We start from the raw sequence: 4,188 nt of genomic DNA, 5'->3' as shown, positions 1-4,188 counted from the left end.
GGCGGGGCGTTCGAGGCCGCCGAGCTCGACGCCAAGCGGGCGATCGACCAGGGCATGCGGCTGGCGGCCACGCTCTAGGCGTTGGGTGGCGCGGATGACGGCCGGGTTCGATTGGCGCTAGACTATCGTCTTGCTTTGCGACCCCATGACCGGACGCGGGCACTTCTCAATGCGAATGCCTGGTCGCCAGGCGCGTGGCACCCTGCGCGCCGGGCGATCGTCAGCCATAAGGACAACACCGCCATGCCATCGGAGTGCACCCCCCGATTTCTCGCCAGTGACAATACCTCCGGTATCTGCCCGGAGGCGATGCAGTACCTGATGAAAGCCAACCAGAGTGACGACCTGGCCTACGGCAACGACACCTGGACCGCCCGCGCGGCGGACCGCTTTCGCGAGATGTTCGATTACGACTGCGACGTGTTCTTCGTCTTCAACGGTACTGCCGCCAACTCGCTGGCGCTTTCCGCCATGGGGCGCAGCTACCACAGCGTGATCTGCCACGAGCTCGCCCATATCGAGACCGACGAGTGCGGCGGGCCGGAGTTCTTCTCCAACGGCGCCAAGCTTCTGACCTCGCCCGGCGCCAACGGCAAGCTGACCCCGCAAGGCATCGAGGCGCTGGTCACCAAACGCTCCGACATCCACTATCCCAAGCCTAAGGTGGTCTCGCTCACCCAGGCGACCGAAGTGGGCACGGTCTATTCCCGCGAGGAGCTCCTGGCTATTCGCGCGGTGGCGGACAAGCATGATCTTCGCCTGCACATGGATGGCGCGCGCTTCGCCAATGCCTGCGCGAGCCTGGACGCAAGCCCGGCGGAGCTGACCTGGCAGGTGGGAGTCGATGCGCTGTGCTTTTCCGGTACCAAGAACGGGCTGGCCTTTGGCGAGGCGATCCTGTTTTTCAACCGCGAGCTCGCCGAGGACTTCTCCTATCGCTGCAAGCAGGCCGGCCAGCTCGCCTCCAAGATGCGCTACGTCTCTGCCCCTTGGCTCGGGCTTCTGGAAAGCGGCGCCTGGCTCACCAACGCCCAGCACGCCAACGACATGGCGCGCTATCTGAGCGAAGGCCTGAAGCGGCTGCCCGGGGTATCGCTGATGTTTCCCACCCAGGCCAACAGCGTCTTCGTCGAGCTTCCACCCCACGTGGTGGCGATGCTCAGGCAGAAGGGCTGGACGTTCTATACCTTCATCGGCGCCGGCGGGGCGCGCTTCGTGTGCGCCTGGAACACTACCGTCGAGCTTCTCGATCAACTGCTGGCGGATGTCGAGGAGGCGCTGGCCTAGGCGGTATGCCGCCTGGGCCAGGCCGGGAGGGTCAGGTCAGGGAACGACCTGCTGGCTTGCGCTGGTGAAGCCCATCAGCGAGACGTTGAGATCGAGGCGCTGGCCATCCGGGGCGATGGCGCTGACGGTGGCGCGGTTGCCGCTGCGCAGCTGCTGCAGAAGGCTCGCCTCGAGGGGCAGATCCGCCCGGCACCCTTGCTCGAAGCAGAACTGGTAGGGGAAGCCGACCGGCTCGTTGTCGTCCACCTGTAGCTGCATGCCCGGGGCCAGGATCACGCCCAGCGGCAGCATGAAGGCCATGACCGCGCTCTGGGCTTCGGGCGAGTAGCCGACCATGGCGCTCATCAGCGGGTCGTTGCTGTCGGGGTTGTTGACTACCTGGCTCATGGTGCAGCCTTGCTGCCCCCCTTCGTTTTGGCAGCGCACTTCCCAATCCTGGAAGCGCTGAGTGTCGGCGTTCTGAGCGCCTTGCTGTGCCTGGGCGGTCGCGGCGGTGGAGGCGGCGAGCAGTGGAAGCACGGCAGTGATCAGCGCGCGGCGAATCGGCATGGGGTCGTTTCTCCTGAAGATTGAAGGTGAGCCAATGCTCGCCCTCGTTGTGTCGTCTTGCTGCATTCGAACATAACCTGTGCCTCGGGTTCCAGCGTCACGTTCAAGGAGATGAGTCTTCTCGACGTCGAGCGTTGAAGGTTTCACCTTTCTTTTTTCCATTGCTGACTAAGCTTGTAGAGCGACACCTCGTTTGGCACACCGTTTGGGTGGTTCGGCTTGGCGGTGGCTGCCTGAGGCTTTGCCACAGGAGAGTTCTATGAGCATCTTTGATCACGTTCAAGACCGATTTGCCCGCATCCAGCAAGAAGAGATGACCCTCGAGGAGTATCTCGCCCTTTGCAAGCGCGACCCCAAGGTGTATGCCAGTGCCGCCGAACGCATGCTCGAGGCGATCGGCGAGCCCGAGGTGATCGACACTGCCAAGGACCCGCGCCTTTCCCGCATCTTTTCCAACAAGGTCATCCGCCGGTACCCGGCCTTTGCCGAATTCCACGGCATGGAAGAGGCGATCGAGCAGATCGTGGCCTACTTCCGCCACGCCGCTCAGGGGCTCGAGGAGCGCAAGCAGATCCTCTATCTGCTGGGGCCGGTGGGTGGCGGCAAGTCGTCGCTGGCCGAGCGCCTGAAGCTTCTCATGGAGCGCATTCCGTTCTACGCCATCAAGGACTCGCCGGTGCACGAATCTCCCTTGGGGCTCTTCTCGCCGGAGGAGGATGGCGAACTTCTCGAGCAGGAGTACGGCATTCCCAGGCGCTATCTCAAGAGCGTGATGTCGCCCTGGGCGGCCAAGCGGCTGAAGGAGAACGGTGGTGATATCTCGGCGTTTCGCGTGGTGCGCCTTTATCCTTCACGGCTCAACCAGATCGCGATCTCCAAGACCGAACCGGGTGACGAGAACAACCAGGACATCTCGTCGCTGGTGGGCAAGGTCGATATCCGAAAGCTCGAGCTCTTCTCCCAGGACGATCCGGATGCCTACAGCTTCTCCGGCGGGCTTTGCCGTGCCAACCAGGGGTTGATGGAGTTCGTCGAGATGTTCAAGGCGCCGATCAAGGTGCTCCATCCGCTTCTGACCGCGACCCAGGAGGGCAACTACAACCCCACCGAGGGCATGGGCGCGATTCCCTTCGACGGGGTGATTCTCGCTCACTCCAACGAGTCCGAGTGGAAGGCGTTTCGCAACAACCGCAACAACGAAGCGTTTCTCGACCGGGTCTACATCGTCAAGGTGCCGTACTGCCTGCGTACCTCCGAGGAGGTGATGATCTACCAGAAACTTCTGGAAGAATCCTCGCTCAATCACGCGCCCTGCGCGCCGGATACCTTGCGCATGCTGGCGCAGTTCTCCACGCTTTCACGCCTCAAGGTGCCGGAAAACTCCAGCGTCTACTCCAAGATGCGCGTCTACGACGGCGAGAACCTGAAGGATACCGACCCGCGGGCCAAGTCGATCCAGGAGTATCGCGATGCCGCCGGGGTCGACGAGGGCATGCAGGGGCTCTCCACCCGCTTTGCCTTCAAGATCCTCTCCAAGGTGTTCAACTTCGACAGTAGTGAGGTGGCCGCCAACCCGGTACATCTCCTCTACGTGCTGGAGCAGGCGCTCGAGCGCGAGCAGCTGCCGGCCGAGGTGTTCGAGCGTTACCTGGGCTACATCAAGGAGTTCCTGGCGCCGCGCTACGTCGAGTTCATCGGCAAGGAGATCCAGACCGCCTATCTCGAGTCCTACAGCGAGTATGGCCAGAACATCTTCGATCGCTACGTCATGTACGCGGACTTCTGGATTCAGGACCAGGAGTACCGTGACCCGGAAACCGGCGAGCTTCTGAACCGCCAGTCGCTCAACGAGGAGCTCGAGAAGATCGAGAAGCCCGCGGGCATTTCCAACCCGAAGGATTTCCGCCACGAGGTAGTCAACTTCGTGCTCCGGGCCCGCGCCCAGAACAACGGCATGAATCCGAGCTGGCAGTCCTACGAAAAGCTCAGGGGCGTGATCGAGCACAAGATGTTCGCCAACACCGAAGAGCTTCTGCCTGTGATCTCCTTCAACGCCAAGGCGTCCAAGTCGGACCAGAAGAAGCACGAGGATTTCGTCGCGCGCATGGTGGAACGCGGCTATACCGAAAAGCAGGTGCGCCTGCTGTCGGAGTGGTACCTGCGCGTGCGTAAGTCCCAGTAGCGCCGGTTTCGCAAGCCTTGGTTCAAGGAGGTCTCATGACCTACTTCATCGATCGCCGGCCCAACGCCAAGCACAAGAGCGCGGTCAACCGGCAGCGCTTTCTGGAGCGCTATCGCCACCACATCAAGCGGTCGGTGGAGGAGGCGGTCAACCGCCGCTCGATCACCGAC

Annotated in this window: 4 protein-coding genes; 3 read left to right on the top strand and 1 reads right to left on the bottom strand. The window is 62.5% G+C overall.

The window, feature by feature from the left end; translation table 11 throughout:
* The first annotated feature begins 243 nt into the window (after positions 1-243).
* The gene (locus BIS11_RS12080) at positions 244-1,287 is read left to right on the top strand and encodes a low specificity L-threonine aldolase (protein WP_253425976.1); all 1,044 of its coding nucleotides are present in this window, start codon (positions 244-246) and stop codon (positions 1,285-1,287) included.
* A gap of 36 nt (positions 1,288-1,323) precedes the next feature.
* Here the strand turns inward: BIS11_RS12080 and BIS11_RS12075 are convergent, their stop codons facing one another.
* Positions 1,324-1,836, bottom strand: a complete 513-nt coding sequence (locus BIS11_RS12075) for an invasion associated locus B family protein (protein WP_253425979.1) — start codon at positions 1,834-1,836, stop codon at positions 1,324-1,326.
* 259 nt (positions 1,837-2,095) lie between these two features.
* Here BIS11_RS12075 and BIS11_RS12070 point away from each other — a divergent pair, with 259 nt between their 5' ends.
* The gene (locus tag BIS11_RS12070; RefSeq protein ID WP_253425982.1) at positions 2,096-4,018 is read left to right on the top strand and encodes a PrkA family serine protein kinase; all 1,923 of its coding nucleotides are present in this window, start codon (positions 2,096-2,098) and stop codon (positions 4,016-4,018) included.
* Positions 4,019-4,053: 35 nt separating this feature from the next.
* Positions 4,054-4,188, top strand: a 135-nt coding sequence (locus tag BIS11_RS12065) for a DUF444 family protein (protein WP_253586111.1), incomplete at its 3' end; no start/stop codon positions are given.

Source organism: Halomonas sp. 707D4 (genome assembly GCF_024158685.1).
In the GTDB taxonomy this organism is placed as follows: domain Bacteria; phylum Pseudomonadota; class Gammaproteobacteria; order Pseudomonadales; family Halomonadaceae; genus Vreelandella.
The sequence above is the reverse complement of the archived record's forward strand: the minus strand, read 5'-3'. Positions and strand labels throughout refer to the sequence as shown.

Coding starts and splice junctions, on each gene's coding strand:
- BIS11_RS12080 (WP_253425976.1), top strand. CDS start 244: ATGCCATCGGAGTGCACCCCCCGATTTCTCGCCAGTGACAATACCTCC.
- BIS11_RS12075 (WP_253425979.1), bottom strand. CDS start 1,836: ATGCCGATTCGCCGCGCGCTGATCACTGCCGTGCTTCCACTGCTCGCC.
- BIS11_RS12070 (WP_253425982.1), top strand. CDS start 2,096: ATGAGCATCTTTGATCACGTTCAAGACCGATTTGCCCGCATCCAGCAA.